Genomic DNA, 12,209 nt, shown 5'->3' on the forward strand with positions numbered 1-12,209 from the left:
CGCACCATGGGGGCCTGTCTGCAACGATGGGCCGCCCTGCTGATGTCTGCTGTCACTTCCCGCGTCGAGGCGTTCTGCCGGCGCTTCCAGGTTTCCGTTCCGATCCTGCTGGCGCCGATGGCCGGCGCCTGCCCGGTGTCGCTGTCGGCTGCGCTGGCCAACGCCGGCAGCATGGGCGCGATGGGGGCGGTGCTGTCGTCCGCAGCCGATATCGGTGTGTGGATGGACGCGTTCCGCGCTGCTTCGGGCGGCCCCGCGCAGGTGAATCTGTGGCTGCCGGACCCGGCGCCGGCCCGCGACGTGGCCGCCGAAGCCGCCAGCCGCGCCTTCCTGGCCCAATGGGGCCCCGAGGTGCCGGCCAGCGCCGCCGATGCCACCCCGGCCGATTTCGATGAACAGTTCGCCGCGCTGCTGGCCGCGCGCCCTGCGGTGGCCTCGACCATCATGGGCGTGCTGTCGCCGCGCCATGTGCAGCAACTGAAGGATGCTGGCATTGCCTGGATCGCCTGCGCGACCACGCTGGCCGAAGCGCGCGCTGCGCAGGACGCCGGCGCCGACGCGGTGGTGGCGCAGGGCGCCGAAGCCGGTGGCCATCGCGGCGCCTTCGATCCGGCACTGGCCGAACGGCAACTGGCGGGGCTGTTCGCCCTGCTGCCGCGCCTGGCCGACCATCTGCAGATTCCGGTGATCGCCGCCGGCGGCATTGCCGATGGGCGTGGCATCGCCGCGGCGCTCACGCTGGGTGCCAGCGCCGTGCAGATCGGCACCGCGTTCCTGCGCACGCCCGAAGCGGCGATTGCCCCGGCCTGGGCCGACGCACTGGCGGTGACCGAACCCGAAGACACCTGGCCGACCCGCGCCTTCAGTGGGCGTCTGGGCCGCGGCCTGGCCACCCCGTATGTGCGTGCGGCGGCGGCCGATGCTGCGCCACCACCGCGGCCGTATCCGGTGCAGCGCGGGCTGACCGCGCCGATGCGCAAGCAGGCGGCGCAGCGCAATGATCTGGCGGCGATGCAGGCCTGGGCCGGGCAGTCAGCGTGGATGGCGCCGGCGCGGCCGGCCGCCGAGGTGCTGGCCGACGTGTGGCGCGACGCGCAGGCCCTGCTGCGGTGACCGTGACCTGCAATGGCCAGCCCGCGCAGGCCGACGATCTGCTGCCGGCGCTGGTGAACTACGGCCACTTCACCTCGCTGCAGGTGCGTGGCCATGCCGTGCAGGGGTTGGAGCTGCATCTGGCGCGGCTGTCGCAGGCCACGCGCGAGTTGTTCGGCAGTGAACTGGACCTGCGCCAGGTGCAGGCGTGGATGGCGCAGGCGCTGCAGCAGGCGGGGCAGGGCGATGCCTCCATGCGGGTGACGGTGTTTTCGCGCCGCTTCGATTTCCGCAACCCGCTGGCCGCCGTGCCGGTGGACGTGCTGGTGGCGGTGTCGGCGCCGGTGGCCCTGGTGGCGCCCAAACGGGTGCGCAGCGTGGTCTGGCAGCGCGACTGGCCGCAGATCAAGCACGTGGGAACGTTTGGTCTGTTTGCCCAGCGCCGTGCGGCGCTGGCGGCGGGGTTTGACGATGCGCTGTTGGTGACGGCCGATGGGCAGGTCAGCGAGGGCAGTACCTGGAACCTGGCCGTGCACGATGGTCAACGCCTGCTCTGGCCGCAGGCGCCGGCCCTGCGCGGGACCGCCGAGGCGCTGCTGCAGCGGTACTGGCCCGGGGCGCAGGCCATCCAGCCCTTGCGGCTGGCCGATCTGGCCGGTGTGAAGGCGGCCTTTGCCTGCAATGCCAGTGGGGTATGGGCACTGGAGGCCATCGATGGGCAGGAACTGCCGGGGTCGCAGGCGCTGGCTGAACAGGGCAGGGCGGTGCTGGCGGGCGTGCCGTGGGACGTGCTGGGGTCAGAGCCCTTTTGCGCGGCAAAAGGGATCTGACCCGATGGCTGGCCCAGGGGTTGGCCCGGCCGCCATCTGCCGCTATAATCGCCCGCTTACCTCGCCATTCCGGCGACTGGGCAATAGGAAAAACACCATGGTCAAGATTCGACTGACCCGCGGCGGCGCCAAGAAGCGTCCGTTCTACCACATCATCGTGACCGACGTGCGCAGCGCGCGCGACGGCCGCAACATCGAGCGCGTTGGTTTCTACAACCCGGTCGCCCAGGGCGGCGAGAAGCGCATCGAGCTGGACCTGGCCCGCGTTGACCATTGGGTCAAGAACGGCGCCCAGCCGACCGAAAAGGTCCGCAACCTGATCAAGGAAGCGGCCAAGACCCAGGCCGCTGCGGCCTGATCCTGACGGGCCGCGCTCTGGCGCGGCCCATCTGATTGAACGCAGATGAAAGATAACGAGCGCCGCATCCTGCTGGGCAGGATTGTCGGCGCTTTTGGTGTGCGCGGCGAAATAAAGCTCGAGTCCTGGACCGAGCCGCGTTCCGCTATTTTCCGTTACCAGCCGTGGATCCTGCGCAGCCCCAACGGGCAGGAATCGACGCTTGAAGGCGCTCGTGGCCGCGACAGCGGCAAGCATCTGGTGGCCCGGTTCCCCGGCATCGGAGATCGCGACACGGTCGAGGCCATGCACGGCACCGAGATCTACGTGGCCCGCAGCGCGCTGCCGCCGCCGAAACCCGATGAGTATTACTGGGTGGATCTGGAAGGCCTGAATGTGAAGACCGTCGAGGGCGTTGCCCTGGGCCAGGTCTCGCACCTGTTCAGCACCGGCGCCAACGATGTGGTCGTGGTCCGTGGCGACCGCGAGCGGATGATCCCGTTCGTGCTGCCGGACTTCGTCAAATCGGTCGACTTCGAGGCCAATCTGGTCGTGGTCGATTGGGACCCCGAGTTCTGAGTGTGAGCATGCGCTTCGACGTCATCACCCTGTTCCCCGACTTCCTGGCCCAGTCCGCTGGGCTGGGCGTGGTCGGCCGGGCACAGGAGAAGGGCCTGTTCAGCCTGCACGGCTGGAACCCCCGTGATTACGCCGAAGGCAACTACCGCCGGGTGGACGACCGTCCGTTCGGTGGTGGCCCGGGCATGGTGATGCTGATCGAGCCGCTGCAGGCCTGCCTGCAGGCGATCCGCGACGCCGACCCGACCCCGGCGCGGGTGATCTACCTCAGCCCGCAGGGCGCACCGCTCACCCAGGCCAAGGTGCGGGAACTGGCGGCGCTGCCGCGCGTGGTCCTGCTCTGTGGCCGCTATGAAGGCATCGACGAACGCTTCCTGGAAGCCAACGTCGATGAAGAGATTTCCCTGGGCGACTACGTGCTGTCCGGCGGCGAACTGGGTGCGGCAGTCATCATCGATGCCGTGGCCCGCCTGCAGGACGGCGCCCTGAACGACGCCGAATCGGCCGCCCAGGACAGCTTCGAAGGCGACCTGGGGCTGCTCGACTGCCCGCATTACAGCCAGCCGGCCCAGCACCCGCTGGGCGACGTGCCGGACGTGCTGCGTTCGGGCAACCACGCGGCCATCGCCGCCTGGCGCCGCCAGCAGTCGCTGGTCCGTACCGCCGAACGGCGCCCGGACCTGCTGGATGAACAGGCGCTGGGCAAGGCCGACCGCAAACTGCTGGAACAGGGCCGGCAGGCCCAGAAACACAAGGCCAGCCCCTAGCGCAGGGCTGGCTTTATCGGCTATCATGGCCAATTCCCGCCAGCCCCGGCCGGCGCGCGCAGTACCCACAACAAACGTGCAGCACAGTTCCGTGACTGCATGAGCCTACGTTGTCAGAACGACACGCCCACCCGAACAAGAATCGGTGTAACCCATGAGCAAGCTGAACAAGTCCATCGTCGCGGAATTCGAATCCGCCCAGATCACCCGCGAACTGCCGAAGTTCAGCCAGGGCGACACCGTTGTCGTCAACGTGAAGGTGAAGGAAGGCAGCCGCGAGCGCGTGCAGGCCTATGAAGGCGTTGTGATCGCCACCAAGAACGCCGGCCTGAACTCCTCGTTCACCGTGCGCAAGATCTCGCACGGCTACGGCGTCGAGCGCGTCTTCCAGACCCACAGCGCCATCATCGACTCGGTCGAAGTGAAGCGTCGTGGTAAGGTCCGCGCCGGCAAGCTGTACTACCTGCGTGGCCTGGAAGGCAAGGCTGCCCGCATCAAGGAAGACCTGGCTGCCGCTGCTGCCGCCAAGGCTGCCCGTCTGGCCGAAAAGGCCTGATAAACAACTTCGGTTGTTGCCGCGACGGCCACCTTCGGGTGGCCGTTTGCGTTTGTGCGCCGGCCGGCGCTATGTTCGCGGCATGACGACCGTTGAACAGCGTTACCCGCCCAAGGTGCAGGCCGCCCTGCGCCATCTTGACGCCGCGGGCGTGCAGCGCCGGCACTCGGCGCCGCCACTGCATCGCCTGCTGTGGCGCATGGGCGTCAACGCGCCCCCGCCGATCATCGCCAGCGTGGCGTCCAATGCACTGCTGATGGGTATCTGGTTCGCACTGGGCTGGGGCGTGCTGATGTGGCTGCTGGTCTGGCGCAACACCAGCCTGCCGTTGGCAGTGGCGGTGTTCAGCGCGCTCCTCGCCGGCGTATTGTTCGGTCTGCTGATGGCGGTCGTGATGCGCGTCATGCGCCTGCGCCGTGGTCTGCCGTTGTGGCGTGACCTGCCGGCTGCACCCAGCCGCTGACCTGCGACCACGGAGCGCTGCGCAATGCCTTCCAAGCCATCCGCCCCCGCTGCGCCGAAGCTGTTGTCCGGCGGTAATCCGCAGATCGCCAAGGGCGATGGTGATGCACCGGTGCAGGCCTATATCGCCGCCATGCCCGGCTGGAAGCGTGCATTTGGCGAGCAGCTCGATGCCCTCATCACCCAGGCCGTGCCCGGCGTGCACAAGGCCGTGCGCTGGAATTCACCGATGTATGGCGTGGCCGAAGGGCAGGGCTGGTTCCTCAGCTTCCACTGCTGCACGCGTTACATCAAGGTGGCGTTTTTCCACGGCGCGCTGCTGCAGCCGCAGCCGCCCGAGCCTTCGAAGCAGGCTACCACGCGCTATCTGCACCTGTACGAAGACACCGTGCTGGACCGCGCACAACTGCTGGACTGGCTGCAGCAGGCACGTGCGCTGCCCGGCGCGCGCATGTAGTTTCCCTTTCCCACCGTACCGTGCGAGTGCAGACATGCCCAGGAAAGCTGTGGAAGCCACCGAAGCAACACGCCCTGCCTCTGAACTGATCGATGCGCGCATTGCCGAACTGGGCGACTGGCGCGGCGAGACGCTGGCCCGCGTGCGCGCGCTGATCCACCAGGCGCTGCCCGACGTGGAAGAAACCTGGAAATGGCGCGGCACGCCGGTGTGGGAACACAACGGCATCCTGTGCACGGGCGAAACCTACAAGCAGGCAGTGAAACTGACCTTCGCCCACGGCGCCGCGCTGCCCGACCCGAAGGGCCTGTTCAACGCCAGCCTGGAAGGCAATACGCGGCGCGCGATCGACATCCACGAAGGAGAGATGCCCAACGCGACCGCGCTGAAGGCTTTGATCCGCGCTGCGGCCAAGCACAACGCGGCGAAGTAGAACGGTAGCGCCGGCGCTACCGGGTCACGGCATCCGGGTCGGCTACCGGCGAGGGTGGGCAGGCCGGCACTTCCGACGGCGTGGCCAGTACTTCGGCCGGCGCCGGCGGGGTGATCATCCGCGCCTTGCGCCAGCCACCCCAGCGGTAATACGCCAGCGACAGCAGCATGGACACCAGCGAACCGGCCGGGAAACTCCACCAGATCGCATCGGCGCCCCAGTACGGCTGCAGGAATTCGGCGAACGGCACGCGCACGCCCCACAGCGAGGCGGCCAGGATCAGCAGCGGCGGAATGACCGCACCGGTGGAGCGCACCACGCCGGAGATCACGAAGCTGACACCGAAGAACAGGAACGAGCCGATCACCACGTGGTTCAAATGGCGGGCGATCTGCAGCGATTCGCTGCCCTGCGGCAGGAACAGCGCCAGCGAATACTGGTCCAGCGCCACCAGCGGCAGGATCAGCGCCCCGGTCAGCAGGAAGTTGAACAGCACGCCCTGCCGCGCGGTGCCGCGCACGCGGTCCCAGCGCTGCGCGCCCACGTTCTGCGCGGCCATCGACGAACACGCCGCGCCGATGGCCATGGCCGGCATCTGCACGTAGTTCCACAACTGCAGCGATGCGCCGTAGGCGGCCGCGGTGTCGGTGCCGTACTGGTTCACCATGGTCATCAGCATGATGACCGACAGCGAGATCAGCACCATCTGCAGGCCCATCGGCACGCCCTTGACCACCAGCGCGCGCAGGATGGTGAAATCGAGCTTGAACAGGTGCATGTCGGCGCGCCCCAGCCACAGCGTGTGCCGCTTGTGCCGCATGTACAGCAGCAGGCCGGCCAGCGACAGCGTCTGTGATACCAGCGTGGCCCAGGCCGAGCCGGCAATGCCCAGCTCCGGGAACGGGCCCAGGCCGAAGATCAGCACCGGGTTCAGCGCGATATCCAGCACCACCGATACCAGCAGGAAGCGGAACGGCGTGCGCGAATCGCCGGCACCCCGCAGCGCGGCGCTGAGGAAGGCGAACGCGTACAGCGTGGGCATGGCCAGGAAGATGACGCGCAGGTAGGCCTCGGCCAGCGGCAGCGAGGCGGCCGGCGTGCCCATCGCTTCCAGCAGCGGGTGGGCCAGGAACCAGCCGGCGATGGCAATGACCACCGACAGGCCGATGAAGAACGTGGCACTGGTGCCGACCACGCGCCGCGCCTGGCCGATGTCGCGCGCGCCGATGGCCTGGCCGATCAGGATGGTGGCGGCCATGCCGAAGCCGAACACCGAACCGATCAGGAAGAACATGATGTTGTTGGCGTTGGCGGTGGCCGTCAGCGCGGCCTCGCCCAGGAAGCGCCCGACCCACACCGCGTTCACCGAACCATTCAGTGACTGGGCGATGTTGCCGGCCAGGATGGGCAGCGCGAACAGCAGCAGGTTGCGCCCGATCGGGCCGGAAGTCAGGTCAAGCGGCGCTTTGGCCATGGGCTGGAGATCGAATGCCGGGAGGCGCACACTAGCACCAAGCCGGTTTGCGGGGTGTGGCAATGCATCAGCAACAGCAGGGGGTGTGCGGGATCGCGCTGGCCTTGATCGTGGCCGTGCTGCCCGCATGTTCCATGGACGACCGCCTGGGCGATACCCAGATACGGCCGACCGACCGACCCGAATGCCTGGTGGGCAGCCAACGCCAGGACCTGGCCTCTGGTGTGAAGCCGTTGATCGGCGGCACCGGCTGCCGGGTCGACCCGGACAACCCGCGTCCCTTGAATCGACCCCCGGAGTAGTTTCCGCCGATGCATGCGCTTTCCCCGCTGCCGCCCAGTGTCCGCCTGGATATCTGGCTGTGGGCGGCCCGTTTCTTCAAGACCCGCAGCCTGGCCAAGCAGGCCATTGAAACCGGCAAGGTGAGCGTGGCCGGCCAGCGCCCGAAATCCTCACGCGCGGTGCGCGTGGGCGAGCAGGTGCAGGTGGACCGTGGCGAGGAACATTTCGAGATCCAGGTGCTGGGCATCAGCGACCAGCGTGGCCCGGCGCCGGTGGCGCAGCAGCTGTACGTGGAAAGCGAAGCGTCGAAGGCGCGGCGGGCCGAGCAGCGTGCGTTGCGCATCGCCGCCCGTGATGGTTTCCAGCCGCCGGAGCACAAGCCGGACAAGCGCGCGCGGCGGTTGATCCGCGCGCTGGGTGACCTGGACGCCCTTTGACGGTAGTCGCCCACCTTGATGGGCGTCGTGTGGCGCATGCCAACCAAGGTTGGCATCTACCGGTTCATGGCCGCTGCGCGCACTCAGCCAGCATTCGGTTTTCACCCCGCACGTTGGATCTTCCTCTGCATGGAAGATCCTCATGTTCCTACGCCGCAACCTGCTGTGCCTGGCCCTGGCCACCGCCGCTCCGGCGTTCGCCGCTGACATCACCTTCTGGGATACGCCGCAGCGCGGTGGCAACAGCTTCAACGAAAACCCGCCCGACCGTGCCTATTTCCAGGCGCTGCGGGACACCGGCGCGACCTGGGTGCGGTTGAGCCCGGACAAATGGAAAAGTGCCAGCGGCCGCGACTTCCTGATGGGCGATGCCGACCACTACCAAGGGCTGGTGCAGGCCGACGTGGCCACCCTGCGCCGCGCGCTGGATGACGCCAATGCCTCGGGCCTGAAGGTGGTGCTGGTGCCGCTGTCGCTGCCCCTGCTGCGCTGGAGGCAGAAGAACAATGACGTGGTCGACCAGCGGTTGTGGCAGTCGATGGACAACCACCTGCCTGCGCAGCGCTTCTGGCGCGACCTGGCCACCGCGTTGAAGGGCCACCCCGCGCTGGCCGCCTACAACCTCATCAACGAGCCGGCGCCGGAATACGGCACCGCGCTGGCCGAGCACGCCCCGCGCGAGGCGATGAAGCAGTGGTATGCCGATGTGGAGGACGGCCCGCGCGATCTGCGCGTGCTGTACCGCGGGCTGATCGCCAGCGTGCGTGCGGTGGATGCGGACATGCCGTTGATGCTCGATGCCGGCTGGTACGCGGCGGCCGATGCCTTCGATTACTGGCCGGGGCCGCTGGACGATTCGAAGCTGCTGTACAGCGTGCACATGTATGAGCCCTATGCGGCCACCAGTGCGCCCAACCAGAAGCGCGCCACGCCGTACCGCTACCCGGCCGTGGTGCGGTTCGGCGCGGGAAAGCAGCGCTGGGATGCGGAGCGCGTGCGCAGTTACCTGCAGCAGCCGATGGACTGGGCGAAGACCCATGGCATCGGTGCCAACCGGATGGTGATCGGTGAGTTCGGCTGCATGCGCCGCTGGCCGGATTGTGGCGCCTACCTGCGTGACGTGCTGGCCGTAGCCGAGCAGCAGCAGGTGCACTGGGCGTTCTATGCCTTCCGCGAGGATGGCTGGGACGGCATGGATTACGAGCTGGGTGACAAGGCGCTGCCGTGGTCGTACTGGCAGGCGGTGGAGAAGGGTGGGGTGGCGCAGCCACCGCGATCGATGCAGGCGGCGGTGTTCGCGCCGATTCTGGAGCGGTTGAAGGCCGGGGCGCGTTGAGAGCGCCCCGGCTGCTGAGACCGTGCGAACCAACGGTTCGCACCGGAGAGCGTGCCAACCAAGGTTGGCACCTACCAAACGTGCCAACCAAGGTTGGCACCTACCAAACGTGCCAACCAAGGTTGGCACCTACCAAACGTGTCAGCCGTGCAGGTCGTAGCGGTCCAGTTCCATCACCCGGGTCCAGGCGGCGATGAAATCCTGCACGAACTTCTTCTCGCCATCGGCACTGGCATACACCTCGGCCAGGGCGCGCAGCACGGCGTTGGAACCGAACACCAGGTCGACGCGGGTGCCGGTCCAGCGGGCGGCGCCGTCGTTGCGGCCACGCCCTTCGTAGCTTTCGCGACCAGTGGCCTTCCACTGCGTGCCCATGTCCAGCAGGTTCACGAAGAAGTCGTTGCTGAGCGTGCCCGGGCGCGCGGTGAACACGCCGTGCTTGCCGCCATCGGCGTTGGCACCGAGCACGCGCAGGCCGCCGACCAGCGCGGTCATCTCCGGCGCGGTCAGGGTCAGCAGCTGTGCCTTGTCGATCAGCAGCGCTTCGCCCGGCACCGCGTAGGCGCCCTTCAGGTAATTGCGGAAGCCATCGGCGGCCGGTTCCAGCACCGCGAACGATTCCACATCGGTCTGTTCCTGGCTGGCATCGGTGCGGCCCGGGGTGAACGGCACGCTGACCTCATGGCCACCGGCCTTGGCCGCCTGTTCCACGCCCACGCCACCGGCCAGCACGATCAGGTCGGCCAGCGACACCTGCTTGCTGCTGCCGGCATTGAACGCGGCCTGCACCTTTTCCAGCGCGGCCAGCACCTTGGCCAGCTGCTGCGGCTGGTTCACCGCCCAGTCCTTCTGCGGGGCCAGGCGCACGCGTGCACCGTTGGCACCACCGCGCTTGTCCGAGCCGCGGAAGGTGGAGGCCGACGCCCAGGCGGTGGACACCAGCTCGGCCACGCTCAGGCCGCTGGCGGCGATCTGCTGCTTCAGCGCGGCGATGTCCTTGGCGTCGATCAGCGGGTGCTGCGCTTCCGGCAGCGGGTCCTGCCAGATGAACTGTTCGGCCGGAATTTCCGGGCCGAGGTAACGCGCGCGCGGGCCCATGTCACGGTGGGTCAGCTTGAACCAGGCGCGGGCGAAGGCATCGGCGAAGGCCTGCGGGTTTTCCAGGAAACGGCGCGACACCTTTTCGTAGGCAGGGTCCATGCGCAGCGACAGATCGGTGGTGAGCATGGTGGGGCGGTGCTTCTTCGACGGATCGTGCGCGTCGGGAATTACCGCGTCGGCGTTCTTGGCCACCCATTGGTGGGCACCGGCCGGGCTCTTGGTCAGTTCCCATTCGTTGCCGAACAGGATTTCGAAGAAGTCGTGGCTCCACTGTGCCGGGGTGCGGGTCCAGGTGACTTCCAGGCCGCTGGTGATGGTGTCGCCACCCTTGCCACTGCGGAAGCTGTTGGCCCAGCCCAGGCCCTGGTTTTCCAGATCGGCCGCTTCCGGTTCCTTGCCCACGTTGTCGGCCGGGCCGGCGCCGTGGGTCTTGCCGAAGCTGTGGCCACCGGCGATCAGGGCGACGGTTTCTTCATCGTCCATGGCCATGCGACCGAAGGTATCGCGGATGTCATGCGCGGCCAGCACCGGGTCGGGGTTGCCGTCCGGGCCTTCCGGGTTCACGTAGATCAGGCCCATCTGCACTGCGGCCAGCGGGTTTTCCAGCTTGCGCGAATGCACATCGCCGTCGGCATCATCGTCGGACACCAGTACGCCGTGGTCTTCCTGCACACCTTCGGAGCCGTGCTTGTAGCGCACGTCGCCGCCCAGCCAGGTGGTCTCGCGGCCCCAGTACACGTCCTGGTCCGGTTCCCAGGTATCGGGGCGGCCGCCGGCGAAGCCCAGCGTCTTGAAGCCCATCGATTCCAGTGCGACGTTGCCGGTAAGGATGAGCAGGTCGGCCCAGGAAATGGCCTGGCCGTACTTCTGCTTGATCGGCCACAGCAGGCGGCGGGCCTTGTCCAGGCTGACGTTGTCCGGCCAGCTGTTGAGCGGAGCGAAGCGCTGCTGGCCGCGACCGCCGCCGCCACGGCCATCGCCGATGCGGTAGGTGCCGGCGCTGTGCCAGGCCATGCGGATGAACAGGCCACCGTAGTGGCCGAAGTCGGCCGGCCACCAGTCCTGCGAATCGGTCATCAGTGCCTTCAGGTCGGCCTTCAGGGCGGCGTAGTCCAGGCCCTGGAACGCCTTGGCGTAATCGAAGCCGGCATCGAGCGGGTTGGAGCGCGCGGAGTGCTGGTTCAGCAGGTCCACGCGCAACTGGTTCGGCCACCAGTCGCGGTTGGTCGTGGCGTCACCGACCACGGCATGGTTGAAGGGGCACTTGGCTTCGCTTTTCATGGGTATCTACCTGTGGGCTGGCGAAATGGGAATCGGGTTCAAGCCCACGATAGGCAGGGCCTGGCGATCGGTAAATTCGATTGATTCAACCAATGCGATAGTGGTGACCTATGGGGCCGTCTGCATAGGACGGTCGTGGCCGATCAGCGCTTCAACAGGCCGGCGCCCAGTTTCATCAGGTCGCTGGCGCCGAACTGGCCATCGCCGTCCTGGTCCAGGACGCCGCCCAGCAGGCTGCCCAGGCCGCCGCCGCTCTGCGCTTCCTGCCCCAGCGCGCTGCTGAGTTCGCTGGCATTGCCCTGCTGGGCAAACCGCTGGGCCAAGAACGACATGACGATGGGGGCGAGGATCGCCAGCAGCTTGCCGGAGGTGCCGCTGTCCAGCCCGGTCTTCTGGCCCAGGGCCGCGGCCGCCTGCGGCTGCTGGCCGCCGAACACATGGCCGAGGATGCCGGCGCCGTCGGTGGCACCGCTGCCGCCGCCGCCCATCACCGCGCCGAGGATGCCGCCCAGGTCGAAGCCGCCGCCGCCGCCGCTGTGGTCGCGCTGCAGGGCATTGAGCAGGGACTGCGCGCCCTGCGGTTCACTGGCGTTCTGGCCCATTGCGCCCAGCAGCAGGGGCAGGGCGCTGCCCACGGCCTGGCTGGTCTGCGCGCTGTCCAGTCCAAGCTGCTGCGATACCTGCTGCAGGCCCTGGCCCTGCTGCAGTTGCTGGAACAGGGATGCGGCGAGGGATTGGGTATTCATGGCGGTCTCCGTTCAGTGAAGGAAGGACCGCCTGAGCAT

General features: G+C 67.9%; 15 protein-coding genes. 12 read left to right on the forward strand and 3 right to left on the reverse strand.

The genetic code is table 11. From position 1 onward, the window contains the following. Nucleotides 1-42 precede the first annotated feature (42 nt). From G4G00_RS14165 to G4G00_RS14205, 9 genes are all read left to right on the forward strand, one after another. Nucleotides 43-1,113, forward strand: coding sequence for a nitronate monooxygenase (locus G4G00_RS14165; protein WP_164274493.1), 1,071 nt, complete (start codon nucleotides 43-45; stop codon nucleotides 1,111-1,113). After that, nucleotides 1,110-1,922, forward strand: a complete 813-nt coding sequence (locus G4G00_RS14170; protein ID WP_164274496.1) for an aminotransferase class IV family protein — start codon at nucleotides 1,110-1,112, stop codon at nucleotides 1,920-1,922. The genes G4G00_RS14165 and G4G00_RS14170 overlap by 4 nt, the downstream gene beginning before the upstream one ends. 97 nt (nucleotides 1,923-2,019) lie before the next feature. Further along, nucleotides 2,020-2,280: a 30S ribosomal protein S16 gene (rpsP, locus tag G4G00_RS14175; RefSeq protein ID WP_108748975.1), complete on the forward strand. Its 261-nt coding sequence runs from the start codon at nucleotides 2,020-2,022 to the stop codon at nucleotides 2,278-2,280. Nucleotides 2,281-2,325: 45 nt separating this feature from the next. Further along, nucleotides 2,326-2,838 (forward strand): ribosome maturation factor RimM, encoded by a 513-nt coding sequence (gene rimM, locus G4G00_RS14180; RefSeq protein ID WP_164274498.1) that lies wholly within the window; start codon nucleotides 2,326-2,328, stop codon nucleotides 2,836-2,838. 8 nt (nucleotides 2,839-2,846) lie between these two features. Beyond that, nucleotides 2,847-3,605, forward strand: a complete 759-nt coding sequence (gene trmD, locus G4G00_RS14185) for a tRNA (guanosine(37)-N1)-methyltransferase TrmD (protein ID WP_108754753.1) — start codon at nucleotides 2,847-2,849, stop codon at nucleotides 3,603-3,605. 154 nt (nucleotides 3,606-3,759) lie between these two features. Further along, the gene (gene rplS, locus G4G00_RS14190) at nucleotides 3,760-4,161 is read left to right on the forward strand and encodes a 50S ribosomal protein L19 (RefSeq protein WP_005408597.1); all 402 of its coding nucleotides are present in this window, start codon (nucleotides 3,760-3,762) and stop codon (nucleotides 4,159-4,161) included. 82 nt (nucleotides 4,162-4,243) lie between these two features. Then, the gene (locus tag G4G00_RS14195) at nucleotides 4,244-4,624 is read left to right on the forward strand and encodes a DUF6404 family protein (protein ID WP_108752512.1); all 381 of its coding nucleotides are present in this window, start codon (nucleotides 4,244-4,246) and stop codon (nucleotides 4,622-4,624) included. 24 nt (nucleotides 4,625-4,648) lie between these two features. Further along, nucleotides 4,649-5,080: a DUF1801 domain-containing protein gene (locus tag G4G00_RS14200; RefSeq protein ID WP_108752513.1), complete on the forward strand. Its 432-nt coding sequence runs from the start codon at nucleotides 4,649-4,651 to the stop codon at nucleotides 5,078-5,080. A 34-nt stretch (nucleotides 5,081-5,114) separates the two neighbouring features. Then, a complete protein-coding gene (locus G4G00_RS14205; protein ID WP_164274501.1) occupies nucleotides 5,115-5,513 on the forward strand; it encodes a DUF1801 domain-containing protein in 399 nt (132 codons plus the stop codon). Nucleotides 5,514-5,529: 16 nt separating this feature from the next. Here G4G00_RS14205 and G4G00_RS14210 read toward each other — a convergent pair whose 3' ends face one another. After that, a complete protein-coding gene (locus G4G00_RS14210) occupies nucleotides 5,530-6,987 on the reverse strand; it encodes an MATE family efflux transporter (RefSeq protein WP_108752515.1) in 1,458 nt (485 codons plus the stop codon). A gap of 62 nt (nucleotides 6,988-7,049) precedes the next feature. Between G4G00_RS14210 and G4G00_RS14215 the strand changes: the two genes are divergently transcribed. From G4G00_RS14215 to G4G00_RS14225, 3 genes are all read left to right on the forward strand, one after another. Continuing rightward, nucleotides 7,050-7,289, forward strand: coding sequence for a hypothetical protein (locus G4G00_RS14215; RefSeq protein WP_108748980.1), 240 nt, complete (start codon nucleotides 7,050-7,052; stop codon nucleotides 7,287-7,289). Between the two features lie 9 nt (nucleotides 7,290-7,298). Next, nucleotides 7,299-7,706, forward strand: coding sequence for an RNA-binding S4 domain-containing protein (locus tag G4G00_RS14220; protein WP_108752517.1), 408 nt, complete (start codon nucleotides 7,299-7,301; stop codon nucleotides 7,704-7,706). A gap of 142 nt (nucleotides 7,707-7,848) precedes the next feature. Next, entirely contained in the window at nucleotides 7,849-9,042 is a 1,194-nt protein-coding gene (locus tag G4G00_RS14225) for a cellulase family glycosylhydrolase (protein ID WP_164274504.1), read from the forward strand. 141 nt (nucleotides 9,043-9,183) lie between these two features. Here the strand turns inward: G4G00_RS14225 and katG are convergent, their stop codons facing one another. Together katG and G4G00_RS14235 are read right to left on the reverse strand one after the other, a co-directional pair. Then, nucleotides 9,184-11,424, reverse strand: coding sequence for a catalase/peroxidase HPI (gene katG / locus G4G00_RS14230; protein ID WP_164274507.1), 2,241 nt, complete (start codon nucleotides 11,422-11,424; stop codon nucleotides 9,184-9,186). A 143-nt stretch (nucleotides 11,425-11,567) separates the two neighbouring features. Beyond that, nucleotides 11,568-12,170 carry a DUF937 domain-containing protein gene (locus G4G00_RS14235; protein WP_164274510.1) on the reverse strand — a complete coding sequence of 201 codons (603 nt, stop codon included), beginning with the start codon at nucleotides 12,168-12,170 and terminating at the stop codon, nucleotides 11,568-11,570. Nucleotides 12,171-12,209: the final 39 nt, after the last annotated feature.

The sequence above is a fragment of the Stenotrophomonas sp. B1-1 genome, assembly GCF_010894375.1.
Lineage (GTDB): Bacteria > Pseudomonadota > Gammaproteobacteria > Xanthomonadales > Xanthomonadaceae > Stenotrophomonas.

Excerpts from the sequence above, each read along its gene's own strand:
- G4G00_RS14165 (WP_164274493.1), top strand. The coding sequence starts at position 43 with ATGTCTGCTGTCACTTCCCGCGTCGAGGCGTTCTGCCGGCGCTTCCAG.
- rpsP (WP_108748975.1), top strand. The coding sequence starts at position 2,020 with ATGGTCAAGATTCGACTGACCCGCGGCGGCGCCAAGAAGCGTCCGTTC.
- rimM (WP_164274498.1), top strand. The coding sequence starts at position 2,326 with ATGAAAGATAACGAGCGCCGCATCCTGCTGGGCAGGATTGTCGGCGCT.
- trmD (WP_108754753.1), top strand. The coding sequence starts at position 2,847 with ATGCGCTTCGACGTCATCACCCTGTTCCCCGACTTCCTGGCCCAGTCC.
- rplS (WP_005408597.1), top strand. The coding sequence starts at position 3,760 with ATGAGCAAGCTGAACAAGTCCATCGTCGCGGAATTCGAATCCGCCCAG.
- G4G00_RS14195 (WP_108752512.1), top strand. The coding sequence starts at position 4,244 with ATGACGACCGTTGAACAGCGTTACCCGCCCAAGGTGCAGGCCGCCCTG.
- G4G00_RS14200 (WP_108752513.1), top strand. The coding sequence starts at position 4,649 with ATGCCTTCCAAGCCATCCGCCCCCGCTGCGCCGAAGCTGTTGTCCGGC.
- G4G00_RS14205 (WP_164274501.1), top strand. The coding sequence starts at position 5,115 with ATGCCCAGGAAAGCTGTGGAAGCCACCGAAGCAACACGCCCTGCCTCT.
- G4G00_RS14210 (WP_108752515.1), bottom strand. The coding sequence starts at position 6,987 with ATGGCCAAAGCGCCGCTTGACCTGACTTCCGGCCCGATCGGGCGCAAC.
- G4G00_RS14215 (WP_108748980.1), top strand. The coding sequence starts at position 7,050 with ATGCATCAGCAACAGCAGGGGGTGTGCGGGATCGCGCTGGCCTTGATC.
- G4G00_RS14220 (WP_108752517.1), top strand. The coding sequence starts at position 7,299 with ATGCATGCGCTTTCCCCGCTGCCGCCCAGTGTCCGCCTGGATATCTGG.
- G4G00_RS14225 (WP_164274504.1), top strand. The coding sequence starts at position 7,849 with ATGTTCCTACGCCGCAACCTGCTGTGCCTGGCCCTGGCCACCGCCGCT.
- katG (WP_164274507.1), bottom strand. The coding sequence starts at position 11,424 with ATGAAAAGCGAAGCCAAGTGCCCCTTCAACCATGCCGTGGTCGGTGAC.
- G4G00_RS14235 (WP_164274510.1), bottom strand. The coding sequence starts at position 12,170 with ATGAATACCCAATCCCTCGCCGCATCCCTGTTCCAGCAACTGCAGCAG.